This is a genomic window from Paraflavitalea sp. CAU 1676 (assembly GCF_029223285.1).
In the GTDB taxonomy this organism is placed as follows: domain Bacteria; phylum Bacteroidota; class Bacteroidia; order Chitinophagales; family Chitinophagaceae; genus Paraflavitalea.
Genome location: NZ_JARHUJ010000004.1, coordinates 595,092 through 615,182, shown reverse-complemented (window position 1 = coordinate 615,182; position 20,091 = coordinate 595,092). Strand labels below are relative to the sequence as shown.

The window sequence follows — 20,091 nt, the reverse complement described above, 5'->3', positions numbered from 1 at the left end:
GCTTTTGCGTTTGCAGGGAAAGAAAACTTATTGGGATTGTTCCCGAGTTCCCTGGCAAGTATGGCGAAAGATTGCCCTATGAGATCGTCCGCTTCAATTTCATTGTGAATGATGCGTACAGCCAACCTTTTCAACGCTTCAGAATCTTGCAGATATATCTTGATGATCTACTGCTCGGTTATTTCAGTGATGTTGGCCGGGTTGTCATTTTCCATGTTTTCGTACGTTGAAGCCAATTGCCTGCATGAAAAACTATTACATACAGGTGTATCCTCCATACGAACGAATGAAATGGTATTTATCCCGGCTTGTTTAAGAAAAATAAGGTCCGATACTATTCAAAAATCCCCCTACCATTAAATTCGCAATACAATGCGTGCCATATACGCAAATTGATTTCCCATTTTCTATCCCTCATCCCCTGGACTTTTATAAATTTATGTGATGACTTAACCAGACAATCTTCTGGAACGGACATTTTCAGCCAGTACATTCAAACCATTTATCATGAGTCCATCAATGGCACAAGAGATCTTCAACGCTCTGTTTAATGCGATCAGGGAAAATAACTTTGATGAAGTCGGCACCTATTTACTCAGCGACCGTTTAAACGGTGGCTTTTACGAAGATTCCAGCACTGCCCTCGATCAGTTATACCGCCGTGCACAAGACCCCGATTATGCTCTTACGGCGCTTCGCCAGTTGATCGATGCCACCCGGAACTATCTGAGATCAGCCGCAGATCTTCCGGCTCAATTTGAACAGGAAGTCCAGGGTTTCAGCGACCGCTCTATAGGTCCCCGCCCACAGTTAAACCTATACACTGAAAATGCCAACTTACCGGTCAACCTCGCAACGGTACTGAATAACCCGTCACTGCAGCAATTGGAGCAACTATTAAGTATGACGGCGGAATTTATCTCAACCGACGACCAGGATTTTTTCAACAACCTGAATAACAATTTATAGATGATTAGCAACGTCAATGACCTCAAAAAAGAGTTTGATCGCTTATTGCAGAATGTAAAGGGACAACCCACCGCTCAATTCACGAAGATGGCAGAAATGGCATTTGAAGCGGTGATCTGCGCTAAAGCAATCAATGAATACGCAAAGGTGTATGGCCAGCCGCTGGCTGTCACCCCTCCGGTCCAGTTCCTCAACCAGAAACCAGGAAGGTTTGACCCAGCTAAGGCATTTAAAGTGCAGTTCCCGACAACAACCTTTTATTTCGCAACTGACGTAGAATGCTACGGCCTTGCTGCAATGGGGACAAAAGGTCCGGCGGGAGATATCTTTGAAGCCGATGTCGTGGTGATCGAGGAAAGCCATGTTTCTGAAATCTTAAACCAGTTTGGCGGTCTTCCAGCTCCCCAACACCTCAACGCAGCCTACGAGTGCAAATTCGGGGCTTATCATAAATCCCAGCTGCGGGAACTGCTGGGATTCAGACGACACCTCAGTTACCTAAATACGCCCTCCGGCAACAACCATCCCCTTGGCTTCCCTTTCGGACTGGCGGTAAACAACGCTGACCCTTCCGTTCAGATAATCCTGTTCCGGCCCACCAACCTGTCCTTTCTAACACCCCAAACTGCCGATCTATATAATTTATACCAGGAAGTCTACCCGTAAATCACTAAATGCCCCGCGCTAGGCCTGTGCAGCCGTCCCACTCAGGCGGGACCACTGCACCGCCAAAGGTGATTTCGTCTCCCGCATCCCCCCGCCGAATCAACCTGCAGCAGGGCTTCCAACACTACGGCTGCATACTCTTCCTTCGTTTTCGCCGGGCCTCAGCAAGCCCAGGCCTGGCTTCTCTCAGTTCAGAGCTGTGCAGCCTGAAAATCATGAAATTATAGCCTTCGGTAATCAAGATTTAAGAACTGATAAAGCACTCAAAATCAGCTTCATTTTTGCATTATATACAATTAATTAATGTATATTTAAACAATTGCTTATTTCCTGCCCTGCCACAAACCCGAACCTCTAAATAACTGCTGAATGAGTTTAAGACGCACCTATTTTCTTGAACAGTTTGATTCAAGTTTCAGGACGCATATAATCGAATTCTCAAAAAGACTGACTGCTTTATCACAGAAGTATGATGTTTTAATTTTTCTTGCTCGCAAAGCAGCTTGCTTGGCGGATTGCCTCGACGAATTGGAATTATCAAGCTTTCATTGTGTCGTCACCTCAAGCCGGATTCTGGATATGGATCTTAACTGGCTGAAATCAAAAAAGGTTGCGATTGTTGACGATGCGCTAATCAGTGGAACGACGATAAATGAGGCCTTAGGCAAGCTAAATACATTTGGAATTGATAAAGTTGATGTTTATGTTCTGAGCGTCGATGGACATTGGTGGGTAAAAGAACTTGTAGATCCCAAGCCTCCCTATTTTACACTGAATTCTGAACAAACATCACTGATATGTTCAAACATTGTAAATGCCATTTCTGTGGTACCAAGGCCTTACACCATAGATTATCCATTATTTAAGAATATAAGAATAAAGGAAAAAGACTTCCAGGAAATAAGCAATTCTGCTGATTGGATTGTATATGAATCTACCTCGTCTCATCAGGAAAAACACAATATTTTAAACCTGACTATCGTACCAAGCGAACCCGCTCTATTGTCTCTCCTGGACGATTTGGGGCTCTCAATAGCCAACAACTCGTTATTCAAATTGAGATTGTACGCTTTGAATATACAGGACGTCTATTGGTGTCAGGCATTGCCCATTGTAATTCTACCTCCCCTGGCGGAGGAGGAGTTGGAGAAAATGTTTCTTAGAATTTGCAGTTCATTTGAGGACAATAACATCAAGAATTGGTTTGAGAATGACTCAAAAGAAGATTCATTAAAAAGTAAACTCCGTTTAGTTCAGTATTATTTGGGTAGCAGGTTAAGTCAACATTGGTATCGTGACATAGTCAGCAAAATTGACAGCAATATCATACTGGAACAAGATTTCAAAAACATAAATTTTCTTTTTCCACCCCCTATCACTGATGCTATCAGAATCGCATCCGACAATAGAAAAATTAGTTTTGTAGATTTGAATATACAATTTGCTCATCAAACTGAGCCGCTGATAGTACAATCAGAAGAAAATACGTTTGAGGAAGGAGTGGCGCTACATAAATTATCAAAACCATTTCTTGATTTGTACCGTGACAAAGAATTGAAAGCAAGAAGGCTTGTCAAGGAACTCGGCATTAAGGCTTTTGAGGACGAGGAATATAAAAGCACGATCAACAGACTTAACCAGGGCTATTCTATTGGCGACTTAAAATCCTTCTTATCGGGAATCTCGACCCAAATTAATCCCGGCAAGCTCGTTTCCTACTTTCTGGACCTTTATATTGACAAAGGAGCTGTCGTTCCAATAACATATGTAAATAAGGGCCTTATATACCGGGCTTTTCGTCATGGCGAGGATGTGGAGTTTTCTGAAAATGAGATTCGCTTATGTGTTTCAATGCTTGAAAAATTCACTAAGGAGTATGGGAATAATAATTTGCCGCACACAATAGTTGAAAAATTATTGGTACTATTAATTCGGGTAGGCATTGAAAAGGACTTTTTGACTATTTCCACCAATCCCCTAAGTGAATTCAGTACAGTTGGAATAAGATATTATTTGCATGGTGCGGTCGTAGGCTCCTTTGATAAAAGTCTTTATAAGGTAAACTTTGATCGTTCATTGACACATCTATTGGAAGAAGCGGGTTATTTGCATAGAGATAAGTTTGAAGATTTCTATACCTTAACTGAAAGCCCCAAATCCGGCGTAGATACCAGCGGGCTTAATCATGCCAATCAGCTGGGCCTGGTAGTAGGCAATCTAATGAATCCTCGCAAATCCAGGTTAAGCCTTGATGAATTAGTTCTTTTATCAACATGCCCTTATGTAATTGATTTAATGGGTGCATTAGCTGCTGAAATAAATATATTCCAGGGATTTTATCTATTCCAGGAACAAAAATATTTCAACCCATATCCGGATAATAATGGTGACCAGTTCTCTAAACTAAGAAAACAAAGAGCTTTCACCGCTATCAACAGCGGGACCTGGAAGTTCGAGAGTTTTATGGCGGGTATTCCCTGGAAAGCAATTGAAAAAGCAGCAAAGTCATTTCCTAATGAATTGTATAGCGAAGTTTGGAAAAGTTTTTGGCCCACTACCGGCAAAGAAACAAGCCTTGGATCTGCAAATCCGCAAGTAATTGAGTTAATTAACAGATTGGCAAATCTTCTATTCTCCACCAGGTTCTATATTAATTTGATAGAACTATCATTTTCCAAAAGCCTAAACCAGTTCAGGGAAACTGAGGCCAATACTGAATCACAGGACATTTTAAAGAAAACAAAAGAGTTCCTGCCTAATTTACATATAAACCTGAAACACGTTTATGACAGGGCGATTGAAAGGTATAGAACAAGTGAATTAAAAAAAGAAGACCTATATATTTTCTCCACTGAAAAAATAAAAGAAAACTTTCAGACTGGCAGGCAAGTTTTATCGGAAGTGGATGCGATAGCAAGTAGCTTCGGAAAAATTGAAAGGATCTCCTATTATGATCATGCCCTTGTAGTCGATTTCAAGAACTTCAATATCCCTAAAAAGCAGATAGCGGCCAAATTTAAAAAGGTAATTCATCAATTAGGGATAGAGGCTAAAAAACAGGATCAAACCTATTTATTTGAAATACCTATACAATTTTCAGCGATTAAGACAGGCATTTGGATATGCTCACAGGGAAAGAATTCGAGAAGGTGGCTTCTTCGATTAAGTGCCAGAATGGCCGAAGCTCTGGATAATAATGCTACGTTGAAATTTACTTTTTTCTTTCACCTGGATGCTTTTCGGATTATTAAGAAAGTTTCATCGAATCAATGTTATGCCCCTTTGTTCTGGGATGTCGCCAAGGAGCTGTTAAAAAGTAAATTCAAACCCTTGGTGGGACATGAATTAATATATTTCACAAGCTCAGAATCGAATAAAGCGTCAATAGAAGATGAAATTAAAAGTGAACTATCGGGCTTCGTTGAGCATAACCCTGCAGGTAAAAAGAACATGACCATCGCCACACCTTATAATATCACTTTTAGATCAAATCATTTTACAAAATCGAAAGTCGAACCAATAAAAAATCTTATGGACATTGGAATCATCACGATTGTTGCCGAGGAACTGGCAGCGGTTACAGATTATTTTAAAGAGAACAACACCTTTGCTGAAAAACGAGGGACTCAATCAGCACGGACTTATTATTTTGGCGAGATAAAAGATAAAAATGGCAAGAGTCTTGAAGTCGCAACGGTACAGGCAGTTGAGCAAGGAAACCGTTCCGTTATCTCAGCGTACAATGCTTTATCTGAGGAGTTTAACCCGACTGTCATTGTTCTATTAGGCATCGCAGGTTCAATACACAAAGATTTGCAGATTGGCGACGTTGCAATCGGTGACAGCACATATTACTACGACAAGAGAGCTGAAACCGAAAACGGAACAAATCACAGAATGGACTCTTTCAAAATGAATGCCTGGACGAAAGAATTTATAAGGAGGTATCACCATGAGAACAAGAGTGAAGAACCATCATTTGCTGCATCAGAAAATAGCCCCTCAAATACATTTACAAGTTTCTGTGGCCCCATTGGAACTGGTGAAGCTGTGATCAAATTTAAAGAGGCAGAAGAAAGGATATGGCTCTTAGCAGTCAACGACAAGACCCTCGCGGTTGAAACTGAGGCAGGTGGCGCAGCCCAACAGTTTTATGAAGACGGCCTTAGTTATTCCAGAAGAGCCCGGGGAATAATGATCATCAGGGGGATTTCCGATAAGGCGGATATGGAAAAGAAAAATGAATGGAGATTGGCTGCCTCAAAAAATGCCATGAAAGTTCTTGTGGAAATTTTTAAATCAAATTACCTTGATTGAGATAGCAATTTCTTATGAATACCATTGGAATTTTAGCGTACGGCTCTTTGATCGAAGATCCCGGTCAAAAAATCCTGAATTTGTCTATTCGCCGGATCACTACCACAACTCCATTCCCCATTGAGTTTGCAAGGACAAGCAGCACCAGGGATAACGCACCGACCTTAATACCCGTTGCCCATGGCAAAGGTAGCAGAGCACAGATACTGGTACTACAGCCCGATACTACTTTTGAGCAGGCTGCTGATATTTTATATCAAAGAGAAACCCGGCAAACCAGGCGCAATTACCGGAGGCCGGCTGATGAAGCTATTACAATAAATACAGTGCTTATTGATAGCTTATCTGAATTCGAAGACGTACAAACTGTTCTCTTCACCCGCATTGGCTCAAACATACCCAACCTGACACCTCATACCCTCGCAGAGTTCGCGATCCAAAGCGCAAGTAGTCCTGCCGGAGCTAACAGGATGGATGGCATCAACTATTTAATGACAGCACGTAGAAACGGCATTAAAACGGCTCTCTCCAACGATTACGAACAGCAAATACTGCATTTAACAGGCGCATCCAATCTCGAAGAGGCCTATAATTTTTGTCGAACAAACCGAAATCAATAATATGACCCTTAATGCTTTTATTATCCACTTTCTAAAATACATGGCAACAAGGAAATATGATATCTCAACTGGCGACATAAAATCCCAAATGTTGGGGTATAAAGATGTCTCTGGCACAGAAGTAATAGAACGATTAAAGTCCGAAGGCTATGTATCCATCGAAGGCAACCGGCTGCAAATTTCAGATTCCGGGAAAAACTATATCGAAGACCTTGAACAAAGAGAACTAGAATTTATTCATAACCTAGTTTTTGATGACTATGACTTAGCCCTCATTGGATTTTTATACAACCGTAACGATTTTGTACGACTTGAAGACTTTCCCGAAATACTCAAGACGATGGCGCCACAACATGGCAAGGCTATAAACGATGGCAATCTCTTGCAATCATTATACCGGTTAAAGCCCTATATCGATGACCAATATCAATGGTATATTATCAATGATACAGGTAAGGCCTTTTATAAGCGTCGTAACCCCAACCTCAGTCCAACACAGCAAACTAATAGTGCGCCCCATTCAAATTCAACAACCGGCGATTTAGATATTCCTGTTTTGAAGGAGTCTGAACGCCTATGGCTTTCCGAACTCTATAAATTCACTGTAAAGGGAGAAAGATTCACCTATCGCCAATTGTGGGCAAAACTTAACTCCCAAATTCCTACCACCTTTAAAACTGCTGCTGTAGATGATCGATTAATGTCCAGCGATGGTGCGACCATTAGGATTCTTGGAGTCGTTGCCCTCGAAGGCAATAACCGCATTATTGATCAAATCAATATCGTGATCAATGCCATACGGAAAATGATTTTGAACAATGGCGAAGTGCGCAATATTCCCATTGACGAAATTGCTCTTGCAACCGGTTTACCTAAATTAGATATAAGCCTTTGCTTAGAGTTGGCAAGATATTATATCAACCTTTTTAATGAATCAAGCTATAAGGAGAACTCTACTATCCTGCTATCAATAGACGTCGGAGGCAGTGAGAGTATCTTCTATACCTATCTTCATTTTGAAGGAATTCAATATTACCTGCAAAAAAAGACTGAAGCAGTCAATGGGAACGGTCATGACTATTTCTCTAAAAGTGAACGAGAGTCATTAAATGAAAAGCTTGATCTTCTGATGGAAATGATGAAGAAAGTAACGCTAAGCCAGGAATTTACTTATGATGACATGATGCAGGAGTTTAGCGAATTGAAAGACCTTTATGGTTTGAAGAAGAAAGATTGGAGACGTCTTCTCGCTGCGAAAATCGCAGACATGACGGCGGGTGGCGTAGTGAGTTCAATCATGTCTGAACCAATTGCTGATGGAATTAAACCCGTACTCAACAAACTCCTGGAATAAACCCTAAATCGTAAATCCCGATCGTTAGGTGTATCCGACAACGAACCTCATAATTTCATGATACCATTTGATTTTATAGTACAAGGCCCTCCTGTTTCGCAACAAACTAAAAATAGACAAAGGTTGCAAGCATGGAAGCAAAGGGTGAGGCAAGCTGCCCAAGCATATTGGCCAGCAGGTGACCCGCCATCAGGAGAACAACTGACAATTATCGTGACAAACTTTTATGAAAATGCAGCCCCTGATGTAGACAACATTGTCAAGCCTATTCAAGATGCACTTATTGGTTTGGTATATAATGACGATGACCAATTAACAGACTCCATTACCAAAAAAAGAAATATCACCGGTTCATTTAAAGTTAAAGGGCTTTCAAGAGCAATGGCCGACGGATTTATGATGAATGCAGACTTCGTTCATGTGAAAGTAGTATTATCTGGTAACTTTGAAGAGATTTAAAATGGAAACAAAAACAACTGAAATAAGCAGAATTAAGCAAGTGGCTCGTGACTACGAGAAGAAAGGTTACAATGTAATTATTGAACCTAAAGGGAAAGACATACCAGAATTTATCAAAAACTATCAACCTGATATTATCGCTTCGAATAAATCAGAAACGGTAGTTATTGAAGTCAAGTCAAGAGCAGACATTTCAGCTATTGAGCGACTTAAGAATGTTGCTGATGTTATCAATGAAAAAAGTGGTTGGAGATTTGAATTAATTATAACCTCATCAAAGCAAGAAACAGAATCCAAAGGCAGACCACTACTAGAAGGCTTGCAAATAAATAATCTTGACAAACTTTTAAAGGAAATAAAAGAGCTTAGTAAGTTAAAACATTATAATGCAGCTTTTGTACTTACCTGGAGTTATTTAGAAAGCCTATCAAGACAATTACTTCTGAACGATAAGAAGAATCTAAAGAATAGAAACCCTTTAACACTTATAAAGACATTATTCTCTTTTGGATATATTTCACTTCCAGAGTTAAGGACACTAGAAAATCTATTTGAAATACGTAATCAAGTTGTTCATGGCTATCAGTCATCTGACTTAGACAAAAATACTGTTGAAAAACTTGTGGACATAGTCGATAAAATAGCAAAGGAAAATCGGTGATACTGGCCCATCATCGCCGTAATAGACAGCTAGCTAACATATAAGTCTATATGTCCTGCATGTGCTTATTGTCCCGATCGGTGCAATGCTTGTAAGAAATAATGGTTAGTTGTATACACTCTGGCAAACAAATGCGAGAGCCAGTGCAATTGTTTTCAACTTTAGTGTCGATAAGCTTAGCCGCTTATCGAGGTGATCATAAACCACTGACATAATATCAACGGGAATATTTTTGGACTGATCAAAAAGCTGTTGAAGTAGCTTGCTATCGAACACAACCCTTTCCGAGATCAGTCCAGCCGCATGGCTTCCGACCGAGCCATACAAAACTCCATTTACTTGCAAGTTACCTCTCAAAGATAGGCCCCCCGCCTCAGTTAGATAAAAAAGCGGCAATCGACCACGGCTTCTCCGTTGTGCTGGTGCCCGTGATTCTTTAGCATGAACTGCAGTTGATAGTGATATATCAATGAGTATAATTCTTTATCCAGCAGAGCAGGACCCTGATTGTGCGAAGGCATTCTAAACGCAATCTATTTGTAAACACAATCGACTTCTAACATCTCAACGATTAACATATGTAATACCCCTTTAAAATATTTGGATACCAGTCTGCTCTTTGACTTCAATTGGCCATTCAACTTGCACCGAAAACAAAATGAAAGTAAACGCCTTTGTAAGTTGCAAATTTTATCGGCACTTAATCTCAAACGGTATCTTTAGCTTCCCCAGGCTCACTTGTCACCATGGTTAGCGGTTGCATTCCATCTCTTGCCAGCCATATACGCTCGATCAACAAGGCAGCTTCCTTTTCCGTAATACGTATATATCTATAGAAATCTTTCTCCTTTTTATGACCGCTAATCTTCATTATTAGCTTAATCGGCGTTCCTGCCAGAAATTCATTGGTACAGAATGATCGCCGGGCAGTGTGTGTCGAAATCCAATCGCACTTTGCTCTGGTGTCCTTTATGGTTTGCGCGCCCTTTTTGTAGCTGAACGTAACCGAATCTGTTATCCCTGCCATCCTTCCTATCACTTTTACATTGGCATTTAGATCAGGGTTTGTGATATGGACTACGCCCTTGTTCTCAAAATACTCCAGCAGCAATTGTTTAGCTTCCTCTCGTAGCGGAACCATCACAGGGCTGTCCGATTTTTCCTGGCGCTTTAAAATGAATTTTTCGCCGACAATATTTTCGGGGGTGATCGTGGAGAAATCTGAGAAGCGTAACCCCGTTAAGCAAGCGACAATGAAAATCCTCCGATATTGAGCCAGGACAGGAGAATTATTCAAATCAAGGTTGTATAACTTTCGGATTTCGTCAAAATTTAGATAGATAGCGTCTGTATTTTCTTCTTGGGATTTGAAGTCCGACAAATCGATGGGAGCGATAATTTTTCGCTTGATTCTATCCTTCACAAATATTCGGAGCTGCTTAATGGTCTTTGCTATTGAATTTTGCTTTAAACCAATAACAGGTGTTTTTCTCCGCTCTTGCACATATTCGAAGGTTAGAAACCTGGTATAAGCATCGTAAAAATTAAAATCCAGAGCTTCAAAGCAAACTTTAGAACCTGAATGTTTTTCAAACGCTCTGAGATGTTGACCGACCTGCTCAAAAATATTTATCGTCTTGTCGGACACACGCCCCTTTTTGGCTTTTATATATTCTTCTAGTTGGAAAAATAGGTCATCATTGTTTCTTTCTTCTGGACTTTTTGATAGTCTTTCAAATAATTCCTTCTTTAAAGTAAGGTCCGTTACGTCAAGCTCAGGGTTGTAGAATTGCTTTACAAACGCTACCATGTCCACAACCTTCATCCGAATCCCAAGCCTAACTAAGTCGCGGGCTAGATCTTCTTGTCGTTTGATTTCCTTATTTAACTCCTTATAGCTCCCACAATCGTTTGGTAGTTTATGATTAACCCGCCTGGTGACCCTATCCCAATATTGCGGAGGAATGGAAATATTTGTATCTAGCAATGGTCTGATATCAGAATTGAAGTTATACTGAAGATACACTTTGCTAGTTCCATCGATTTTTCTGATGCGCTTTTTGTCGCAGGTTGGATAAATTAATTGAGACATATGCTTGGTTTTTTGTTCTTAAAATCCGTCCCGTTTTCGTCCCGTTATTCGTCCCGTTTTTTCGGACGTAACGTAAAATCCAAGCAGAATAAAGTTACGCTGCGACTAGCGTCTCAGAATGTTGCTAAAAACTGAAAATCAATATGCTAAAAGTAAAGTGGAGTAAAAACAAAAAAGGGTTACCATTGCTGATAACCCTTTTGAGCGGACCGGACGGGATAACCGTTTCGGTCGTATATCTTTGTAAATCAGCTTCTTCTCTTTTTAGGTCGAGTTTTTGGTCGAGTTTTACGCCCAAAACCGGTCCCTTTTACCTGCTTTTATGCAGCTTGACGTGGACAATGTAAAAGTAACTAATCTAAATGGTTGTTCACTTTTTGTTATCAAAAATACCTAGGCCTTGACCAGCTTAAACTTTTATAGAAACTTCAATATATCGATTGCCTTCGCCGTGACTAAGATTACAACTCGACTCTAAATTTCCCCCACATCCTCGTTATCTATTAATCACGGCTTAAGCAGCAATTCAAGAAAGTAGGACCCCAGTTATTTCCTTTTTTGTTTTGGAGCAGATTTTGCCGTTTTTTTACTTGGTATGCGCTCGACTATATTCACATTTCTATTTCTCTCATATTCATCAGTCGCAAATATTGAATCCACAAGCCGGCTACAACTTGACGTAACTCGCGCAAGCGTTTTGATCTGTTCCCGGCATGATAAGCTCTCTGATTTGTGTGGGTAATTTATTGTATGATCAACTTCCCCCCAAACTTCCTCCATTAACGTTCGGACTTGAATCTCAAAAGTTATAGCCGAACTTGTGTTTGGGGAAATGATGTAATGCACGCTGGTGTACATATTCGAATTTGTAGAAATTTGAACACCAATACTCGTGAAATAGCTTCTCGATTCATCATCCCAGGTTCTGGCATTGGGACCTTCAACTATTTTCCATCTCTGTTCCGTAAATATTTTCTTAAGTTCTTCGTCAATCTTTTGAAATTGCTTTGTATGAAGGTGAATAATCCTAAATCCAGCCAGATCATTAATTGTGGCGAACAAGTTTTCTTTAGTATAATGAAATGGGGTTTTACTCGCCTCGGCTTCTTTCGCCTTACGTATCAATTTATCCCTAAGATGATCAGGATCCTTAATTCTTGCTTTCGTCGAATGAATCAATTTCTTGAGTGCAATCGAGTGTTCAATATTGCTGTTGATGCTCTCAAGCAAAATCGAAAATTGTCCTTTATGGATTACAAAATGATTTACAAGGTCATCAATAAGTTGGAGCCTTTTTGTCCCAATTTTCCTTTCCATCGGCAGAACGATCTAAGCAGTAAGAGTTATTATTTTATTTGCAATTGAGGTAAACTCTCTCTTGGCCTCATATTTTTGTTGAACACTGCCGCCTTCAACATCAAAAAATGACACCCCTTGAGTTTGTGAATATGGGACTAGACTTGCAAAGTCTTTTACTTGACCTAGTCGGTTTTGACTCAACGAACCCTTTGCAAGATTTTTATCTATCCTTCGAAGCACCTCGGTTACATCGCTATAAGTGCTCTTTTCTAGTTTACTCGCATAGCTAGCAAATTGACTTGCAATAGCGTCCCCATACATCCTAAATCTTTGTAAAATATAGCCAATATAGTTTGGCTTCCCTGGTAGAAGAAGAGTATTGTCTGGAGCTAATTGATAAACTATATCCCATTCCTGTATCCAAGAAAACAAAGTCTTCCCAAGAGTTTTTAATGCTCGAACAGAAAACAAATCACAAGCAGCAGGGATTATAAAATAATCGCAATCTAAAAGGACAACCCTATTCAAGGGACCAATATTAGGGCCTATATCATAAAAGACATAATCAACCTTCTTTTGCTTGGCTATTTCGTTAACAATGTGGCTTATGGCCGACGCCCCTTTAAATCCCCGGATTTTCCTCTGCAAACATTCAACCCAAATTTGATTCAATTCTTGCTCAAATTCAGAAAGCCTTATATCCCCGGGTATCAAGAAAACGCCTTCTCGCCTTTCTTGAACTGGTATCTTTTGAATGTCGCCAGTTCCTTCAATAAAGGGTTTTAAAGCCGACCAAATAGTAGCTCCATTTTCAGCATCGGAGTTGTCCAACCATCCGTCCACAACTTCCGCTTCAACAAGGTAAGAAGTTAAATTACATTGAGGGTCAGCATCCACCAATAGAACTCGCTTACCTAAATCAGCCAAAGCAGCTGCGATATTTACTAGCAAAGTTGTTTTACCAACCCCCCCCTTATGATTGTATAATGTAATTCTTTTTGATGTATGTCTCTTTAGATTAGAATTAGGCACTACTCACCATTTTTTTTTGTAATAGATTTCTTTGACCGACGCTTTGGTCGCATATTTGTAAGAGTTGCCTTTGCGGCATCTCGATCTGGAAGCGCTTGAACAAAATACTCTCCAGCAGCACTCAATTGCTTTGCTCCTTTGAGCGCTTGTGCTAGTAGCCCTGCCTTAGTAGCGTTGTCTACAGCATAAGCCGCATTTGATAGTTTAGGCTGAGCTGCTTCGGTGTTCAAACTACTCAAATCAATTGTTTTGAATTGGGGAGTGTCCCGGTAGTGCGTAAGATAATACGCCAAGCATGCAATCCTTTCAATATCTGTTTTTGGAGCCTTATCCCGAATGAAGTTTTTGGGAGAGATCGATCTATTTTCGGAAAAAGAAACCTCATTCTTTGAAATTTCCGTAGCCTGATTATCAATTGTTGTCAGCGCTTTTGGTAAAGAGGGAATATCTAAAAATGTAATTACCGCCTGGATTGTCCTTCTCTGTGCCTCAACATCCAAATCCTTTAATACAGATAGAATTGTTGTAAGAGCTTCAACATTTGTCTTATTGTCTGCCATACTGCTATTTATAGAAAAATAAATGTACTATTTTTAATAGACATAAAAATATATATTTTTCGTATTAAATAGTCCACCTCAACCAATTAAGCTATTTAAAAAGGCCAAAAATTATTAAATTCTTCTCCTTGCTTTCTTCAATAGCTGTAGTGTAAGGTGTTCAGACTGAGCGTAAGACCAACTCCGGTCGATATTCCTGTAACCTCCAAACATTCTACGACTTCCACGTTGGGTAGTCAATTAAGTGAACTAACTCTTCTATTACTACCCTCAATTCTTCTTTAATGTGCTCTAAATCATTTTTCCGAGCGATGTACCTTCTATTATGTGCGGACTGATCACCGATCTTTTTGATTTTTGGCAACCCATTTTTAGCATTTCGTCCGACATTCCACTTTGGCTCCTTAAGGAATTCACCTATAAGGTCGCTTAAATAAAAAAAAGCTCCATCTGGCTTTTTAATTAAATTCTCGCACTTATGTTTTTCAAAACATTCTATAATCAGTATTTCGACTATTTTTCGGCTTAACACAGAACATCCGTCATATATTCCATTATTGAAGCTTGCCAGAGTTTGATTTGCCAAAGCAATTAGATATCCTCTAGTGTTGTCAAACAATTCAATAGGGAAAAAATCCGACTGAACCTTAGCAGGCAATGCTGGTACTCCTAATTTATTCTCAAGCACATCTTTAAACGAACGCTCAAGATAGTATTTGCCACCATTCTTTCTAATGAATTTTTTATCCTTACCTTTTGCTTTTGCAGCCAGGTAAGCCGAGATGTTTGAGTATGGGACTAAGTGCAATTCATCAAAGCATTTTGCAATATTTTTAGCGACAATTCCGTCGATTTTGTTTTCGACTAAGAGAAAGTAGGCAAACATATCAATTCTATTACTTGGCGAAATCTCGTCGAATTTTTCAATTTTTCCAACAAATACTTCTAACCGTACCATTACTTAGATTTGCGTTGAAGGTCGAATTTGATCGCATTTCTGCCTTGCATCGATAGATTAATATCATCTGTCACCTTGTAGTCTAGCCATCCTTCACGCGCTTTTGTATTGACAATAATTTGGTTGAGGCTTTTTGGTATCCTAATATCGAGCTCATCTAGAGCAGTGTAGATATGATTTGCATTTGCTCTTGGAAGCTTCAATATTTCCTTAAGGTAGTAAACAATGACAACAATTTGCTTAGCGCTGGAATCCATATGATATTTAGCAGCAAACTCTTTTAAACTTTCCACATGATCAGGTCTAAGGTTCAGTTGCTTGTCCAAAGAAAACTTATTTACCTTAACAATACTTCTATTGTCTCTTCTTGCACTTTGCATCTTAGACTCCGTCTCCTCTTTGGAATCCTTCTTCGATTTTTTTGTAGAACTCTTGGTTGTCGACTTTCCCTCTAATATCTTGTAGGCATAGTCTAGTCCATCTGACTTTATTAAATACTGAGTGTCATTGTGAACTTTGATAAACTTTTTGTTCAACAATGATTTAATATTATTTGAAAGATTAGCAAGTCGGCTTTTGTTTGACCTCCCAGTTTTTTCATACTGGTCTTTGATATCTTGTTCCGAAAATGACTCTTTACCAAAGCTAGTTTTGTAACAAGCGTAAATGAGTATCCAATCCGTCTCGGAATTTGGAAGATCTCTAAGAACAACTTCTTTTAATGCTGGGAAATCATTAATCTCGGCAGTTGCAATACCGGCGTTTTCTGTTAGTTGTTTTGCTCCAATCTCCGGTGTCACATTAACAGGCGATAGTGGCGGCACACTTATTTTTGGCAATAGGTCATTAGCTATGAATGACTTAAAATTGTCAAATTGCTCAATTACAACCTTTTGGTCACCTTCCAATTCAAATTCTAATTGATGCAATTTGAATTTCATTTTTAGCAGATTAGTCTCGGCCATAAATTGACGGTTATTTTTATATTTTTTCTATAGACAAGCAGACATTGTCAATAGCTTTAACATACAAATACTTATACACTTAAACAGCTTTCTCTGTATACATTTACAAAGGTTAGATACATGCCGCCAGCTGAAGTTTTTAACATTGGTATATTTGCGTTAGGATAGCCAGCTATTGAGAAACAAAAACTCATCAATTTCGTCATTCATTAATGCATTGGTAAAATAGTGCAATGGGTTGATGAAATATAAAAAGCTCCTAACAATATCTTTATCACCATATTTTTCAATTAGCCCATAACTTAAATAATATTCGGAAAAATTTTTGTCGTAATGTGCTGTAGATTTGTTTCTAATTTTTGGCATTAGATTGTCGTAATCAAAATCGTATTTAAATTCCGCAAGTTCTCTATTGAGCATATCGAAAAAGTTCTTGTAGAAGTCCTTTTCCTCTTTTAATACAGCTTTGTAAATTTCGCCTTTATACTTATGGTAAGTATTGATAGTTTCATATGCAATCAAATAAGCGATTTTAATACTAAAATTCCTCTCCCAATCAGATTTCGCTCGCTTTATGTTTCGATAGGTACAAAGTAAATCAATGTAGCTTGTCGTTACGAAGCAAAAGAATTCGATTTTCATTTTCCGAATTCTAATACTTTCTTTTTTAGAATTGTCTATTTCTATTAATGTGGCTTTATCTAATCTAATAATTACTTGATAACAGCCCTTTAATTCATCTTCATAATGGTTAATCCTTTCGTCAATTTCTTTGAAGGTCATCATAGTATTCTTTCTTTCTAAAAATATGTTGACATGCCACCATCCCTAGAAACAATAGTCTGCTAATATTACCGGCACACCCTTCCAATAATCGGTATTGTGGGCTAGCCTGAAGGTAGGCTATCGCAAAAAAGAACAAAGCTTCGCCACCTCAGCCACATTACAAGACCGAGCCCTTGCTTATATACGAATGCGCTCATTCTATGTATATCTCTATTTTACTAACTAATGCCCAAATAATAAAATGGTTTTTCTTGATTTCTCACTCAACTCCCTATCTTTTATAGTTTATCCTCGCTTTCGGCAATCCAAATACTTCAGACTCTCACTAACGAGCATGCGGCAATTATTGATTTTCAGCTCTTCAGCCCCCAAAACGGGAAGCCCCGCATGCAGATGCAGGGCTAATACAAATAAAATTCGTTAGCCATTGAGCCTCATTCTTTTCTATAGAAACAACAAACCCATATGTTTGTACTAATCGATTTGAGTAATTTTTTAAAACTCAATTGTTTTTTGACATTTATCAATTCGAAAGGGTATTATAAAGTCAAGACTAAGCAGCTATCCGTTTCAATCCTTTGCTGCGATTGCAAAGGACGGTGATGCCCCCTCCTTTGGCTTAGCTTGTCGAACTCAGCTTACCTGTTCCAGGTCGGGTTGGATAAGTTCACGGCTTTCCCTGATCACATTCATAAGCATGATGGGGGGAGTATCGCCTCTGTATCTTAAGGATGCTGCCATACCCCAATACGTGCCGAACACTGCAATTGAAATATGGAGAAAAGTCACAACTAAGCAGCAAAATTCTTGATTGGGTTTCCGCTTCCTAAATCCCCAAACTGGTATAAGACTGTGATTTTCTTAACTCCCTTAGCTGTATATTTAAGGAAACATAAAGAAATGAAGGAAATTGTGAAGAAAGCTCAGTCCTTTATGACCTTCGAATCTCAGCTGGAAATCGGCTATATCAGCGGTTTATTCGCCACTACTCACCACCAGCAACAGAACAAAGTGCCGCATTGGGCAGTGGGTTCCACTCGAGTAAGGCTTATATCCCATTACTGGTTTACCCAGGTTCTGGGACATTTCGGGTTATTATTAATCCTGGCCCTGTTGATTGTACTATTTACAAGCAATACAGTTGAATTGGGTCATTTCCCGGCTATACTGATCGCAGCAGTCCTCAGTTTTGGAGTATTGTTGTTTTCCCAATACCTGCCGCGGTTTATGCACGACTTTTTACCCAAACTGGAAACCGTCACAAGTACTTACCAACGGGAGTTGGCCCAACAGGAGATTGCCCAGCTACAACTCAATATTGGCCAACAAAAAAAGGAAATTGAACGATTGAAACTGGCCGTATCCAAGTCGGTAGAAGAGGCGAAAAAATGTCGGGAAGCTCAGCTTTCGAATTTAGCCGTTGTCCTTATATATTATATATTCGCCCAAAAAGCGGGTTTACCAGACCTCAAGGCTGATAACCAAACCTCCCAATTGCTTATGCAACTGTACGGGATTAGCCCCGTTAGTATCCGGCAAAATCTGGAATTAATCACCGGTGCAGGCGGGAAAGGTAAGAAACTGAGCGGCCGAAAGGCAACAGAAACCCGCAGCCGATTCGAGGAAGCCTTCCAATTCTTCGAAAATCAGAACTATGCAGAGGGTACCCAAATTTTGAAAGCCCTGGAAATGAAAGTATTCAAGCCATAACGCTCACTCTATAAACTAATGTCGCCATTGCACTTATGCAATGGCGTTCTTTTTGCCCCTACCCGACCCAGCTCACTTTTCTTGCCATCTCATTCAACAATCTGAAGCGATTTCTCCCACCCACTCATTCCGACATACATTATCTATAGTTAGCTTTTTTTCGCCTGCTCCAAATGGTAGATTGCCTTTCTAAATCACAAAGACATGAAAGAAATAGTAAAAACAGAAAGCAGCCAGTCAACTACTCCCATGTTATTCCCTTTTGAACCCGATCAATTCTGGCAACGGGTAAGGCTAATTGTCCGGGAAGAAGTGATGCAATTGGAAAAATCCCTTCCGGCCATTTCTACTCCGACTTACCAAACGCCGGGTATGTCCTACAAACCCTTGTACAAGATCGCGGAGGTATGCAGTATGTTCCAGGTCACCAAGCCAACTGTCTATGACTGGATAAAACACGGAAAACTAAAACCTTACAAGATCAGGTCAAGGGTTTATTTCCTCTGGCAAGATATTCAGGCCTTGCTCAAACCCGGCCAACTAGATACCCAAATGCCAAACAATCTCCACTAGACACCTTTTTAAAACCCTAAAAAGCTCGCGATGACTCAGATACTAACAACAGCGGAAGTGAAAAAGGCAGCGCACATAGATCGATTTCTGGCCTCTATGGGTATTCTTCCTGACCCCAAAATGAGCAATAACAGAAGTCTTTTTTACCTGTCGCCGCTCCGCAACGAGAAGACCCCGTCTTTTAAAGTTGATCTTCAGTTAAACCTATGGTACGATCACGGAATCGGTAAAGGAGGGAGTGTGATCGACCTTGTTATGGCTATCCATGCTTGTAGTCTCTCCGAAGCGCTGGCCAAGCTTACCCATTTTGTTTCTTTTCACCGGCCTACCCAAGCTTTTTCCCAAACATGTATTCAATCCTCCACTCAGCTGCCCTTCCTTCAGCCTAACGCCCTCGCCGGTGAAAAGAGGAAGATCATAGTGGTTTCGGCCCGTCCCCTGTCGGCACCAGCGCTTCTCCGTTATTTGGGCCAGCGCAGCATTCCCCTAGATATGGCAGGACAGTATTGCAAGGAAGTGATCTATGAATTGGGCGGTCACCGGTATTATGCCATTGGTTTTCCCAACAACGCGGGCGGCTACGAATTACGAAACCCGTATTTCAAGGGAAGTAGCTCACCTAAAGGATCGACCTTTCTAGACCGTAAGGCAGATGAAGTAGCCGTTTTTGAAGGATTTTTTAGCTTTCTCTCCTACCAGACCCTTAATCAGGTATGGCAGAATCCCGAGAGTAATTACCTGGTGCTGAACTCACTCTCCTTTGTCGAATCCAGTAAGCCACTAATGGAGCGACACACGCAGGTCAACCTTTATCTCGATCAGGACGACGCAGGCAGGAACCGAACCAAGGAACTTACGGTAAGTAATTCCCTTTACAAAGATTGTAGTTCCATATATCAGGTACATAAGGACCTGAACGGCTGGCTGGTTCATTTACATAAAGAATACCAGTCCCTGGAGCATGCCCGAAAAATCGCCAGTGAAATTAACCATATCCGTAATCAGGACGGCAAACCTCCTAAGTTAAAACTGTAGCACTTCCATTTAAATTAATTTATCAGTTACCATTT

General features: G+C 40.0%; 16 protein-coding genes and 1 pseudogene. 10 read left to right on the top strand and 7 right to left on the bottom strand.

Annotation, left to right across the window (positions count from 1 at the left end; genetic code table 11):
* Positions 1–507: 507 nt before the first annotated feature.
* The 7 genes from P2H89_RS15505 (at position 508) to P2H89_RS15475 (ending at position 9,046) form a co-directional block, all read left to right on the top strand.
* On the top strand, positions 508–969 hold the full coding sequence (locus P2H89_RS15505) for a hypothetical protein (protein ID WP_275828361.1): 462 nt from the start codon (positions 508–510) through the stop codon (positions 967–969).
* 87 nt (positions 970–1,056) lie between these two features.
* Positions 1,057–1,635 carry a hypothetical protein gene (locus tag P2H89_RS15500; protein ID WP_275828359.1) on the top strand — a complete coding sequence of 193 codons (579 nt, stop codon included), beginning with the start codon at positions 1,057–1,059 and terminating at the stop codon, positions 1,633–1,635.
* Positions 1,636–2,142: 507 nt separating this feature from the next.
* Positions 2,143–5,952 carry a hypothetical protein gene (locus P2H89_RS15495; RefSeq protein WP_275828357.1) on the top strand — a complete coding sequence of 1,270 codons (3,810 nt, stop codon included), beginning with the start codon at positions 2,143–2,145 and terminating at the stop codon, positions 5,950–5,952.
* A gap of 14 nt (positions 5,953–5,966) precedes the next feature.
* On the top strand, positions 5,967–6,572 hold the full coding sequence (locus P2H89_RS15490; protein WP_275828355.1) for a hypothetical protein: 606 nt from the start codon (positions 5,967–5,969) through the stop codon (positions 6,570–6,572).
* Positions 6,573–6,612: 40 nt separating this feature from the next.
* Positions 6,613–7,926 (top strand): hypothetical protein, encoded by a 1,314-nt coding sequence (locus P2H89_RS15485; protein ID WP_275828353.1) that lies wholly within the window; start codon positions 6,613–6,615, stop codon positions 7,924–7,926.
* A 57-nt stretch (positions 7,927–7,983) separates the two neighbouring features.
* Positions 7,984–8,385 carry a RusA family crossover junction endodeoxyribonuclease gene (locus P2H89_RS15480; protein ID WP_275828351.1) on the top strand — a complete coding sequence of 134 codons (402 nt, stop codon included), beginning with the start codon at positions 7,984–7,986 and terminating at the stop codon, positions 8,383–8,385.
* A gap of 1 nt (position 8,386) precedes the next feature.
* Positions 8,387–9,046 carry a hypothetical protein gene (locus P2H89_RS15475; RefSeq protein WP_275828349.1) on the top strand — a complete coding sequence of 220 codons (660 nt, stop codon included), beginning with the start codon at positions 8,387–8,389 and terminating at the stop codon, positions 9,044–9,046.
* Positions 9,047–9,752: 706 nt separating this feature from the next.
* On the opposite strand, the gene P2H89_RS15470 is transcribed toward P2H89_RS15475, so the two are convergent.
* The 7 genes and pseudogenes from P2H89_RS15470 to P2H89_RS15440 all read right to left on the bottom strand — a co-directional run bounded on the left by P2H89_RS15470 (position 9,753) and on the right by P2H89_RS15440 (position 16,738).
* Positions 9,753–11,138 carry a site-specific integrase gene (locus P2H89_RS15470; RefSeq protein WP_275828347.1) on the bottom strand — a complete coding sequence of 462 codons (1,386 nt, stop codon included), beginning with the start codon at positions 11,136–11,138 and terminating at the stop codon, positions 9,753–9,755.
* A gap of 546 nt (positions 11,139–11,684) precedes the next feature.
* Entirely contained in the window at positions 11,685–12,455 is a 771-nt protein-coding gene (locus tag P2H89_RS15465) for a RelA/SpoT domain-containing protein (protein WP_275828345.1), read from the bottom strand.
* Positions 12,456–12,875: 420 nt separating this feature from the next.
* A pseudogene (locus P2H89_RS35425) lies at positions 12,876–13,430 on the bottom strand (AAA family ATPase); the annotation flags it as partial.
* Between the two features lie 38 nt (positions 13,431–13,468).
* On the bottom strand, positions 13,469–14,029 hold the full coding sequence (locus tag P2H89_RS15455; RefSeq protein WP_275828341.1) for a hypothetical protein: 561 nt from the start codon (positions 14,027–14,029) through the stop codon (positions 13,469–13,471).
* A gap of 214 nt (positions 14,030–14,243) precedes the next feature.
* Positions 14,244–14,987 (bottom strand): hypothetical protein, encoded by a 744-nt coding sequence (locus P2H89_RS15450; protein ID WP_275828339.1) that lies wholly within the window; start codon positions 14,985–14,987, stop codon positions 14,244–14,246.
* A complete protein-coding gene (locus P2H89_RS15445) occupies positions 14,987–15,928 on the bottom strand; it encodes a hypothetical protein (protein WP_275828337.1) in 942 nt (313 codons plus the stop codon). Before P2H89_RS15445 ends, P2H89_RS15450 begins: the two co-directional genes overlap by 1 nt.
* A 183-nt stretch (positions 15,929–16,111) precedes the next feature.
* Positions 16,112–16,738 carry a hypothetical protein gene (locus P2H89_RS15440; RefSeq protein WP_275828335.1) on the bottom strand — a complete coding sequence of 209 codons (627 nt, stop codon included), beginning with the start codon at positions 16,736–16,738 and terminating at the stop codon, positions 16,112–16,114.
* A gap of 852 nt (positions 16,739–17,590) precedes the next feature.
* Between P2H89_RS15440 and P2H89_RS15435 the strand changes: the two genes are divergently transcribed.
* From P2H89_RS15435 to P2H89_RS15425, 3 genes are all read left to right on the top strand, one after another.
* Complete coding sequence (locus P2H89_RS15435) at positions 17,591–18,448, top strand: hypothetical protein (protein WP_275828333.1); 858 nt, start codon at positions 17,591–17,593, stop codon at positions 18,446–18,448.
* A 204-nt stretch (positions 18,449–18,652) separates the two neighbouring features.
* On the top strand, positions 18,653–19,021 hold the full coding sequence (locus P2H89_RS15430; protein ID WP_275828332.1) for a helix-turn-helix domain-containing protein: 369 nt from the start codon (positions 18,653–18,655) through the stop codon (positions 19,019–19,021).
* A 30-nt stretch (positions 19,022–19,051) separates the two neighbouring features.
* A complete protein-coding gene (locus P2H89_RS15425; protein ID WP_275828330.1) occupies positions 19,052–20,056 on the top strand; it encodes a CHC2 zinc finger domain-containing protein in 1,005 nt (334 codons plus the stop codon).
* Positions 20,057–20,091: the final 35 nt, after the last annotated feature.